This is a genomic window from Photorhabdus bodei, assembly GCF_003287735.1.
In the GTDB taxonomy this organism is placed as follows: Bacteria; Pseudomonadota; Gammaproteobacteria; order Enterobacterales; family Enterobacteriaceae; genus Photorhabdus; species Photorhabdus kayaii.
Window position 1 is genome coordinate 1 of sequence record NZ_NSCM01000170.1, and the last position, 279, is coordinate 279.

Below are 279 nucleotides of genomic sequence, written 5' to 3' on the forward strand. Positions count from 1 at the left end.
AGCCGGAATGCTGGCCGGTGCTGACGGTCAATGACCCGCGGAACCTGACGTGTCATCTCAGGTTTTGTGGCCAATATGAAGACACGGAGAGCGGTTTATTTTATAATCGGCACCGTTATTACGAGAGGGAAACAGGCCAGTACTTATCGCCTGACCCGCTAGGGCTAAATGGGGGTCCGAACCCGTATGCGTATGTCCATAATCCGGCGAACTGGATTGATCCTCTGGGATTGGCGGGTTGTGATCCTACTGGATACCATAAACGCAAGGCCCTTCGAA

At 53.0% G+C, this 279-nt stretch carries 1 protein-coding gene; it reads left to right on the plus strand.

The annotated features are described in order from the left end of the window. Positions 1-279: RHS repeat-associated core domain-containing protein (locus tag CKY02_RS23300; RefSeq protein ID WP_146747501.1), on the plus strand; the 279-nt coding region annotated here is incomplete at both ends.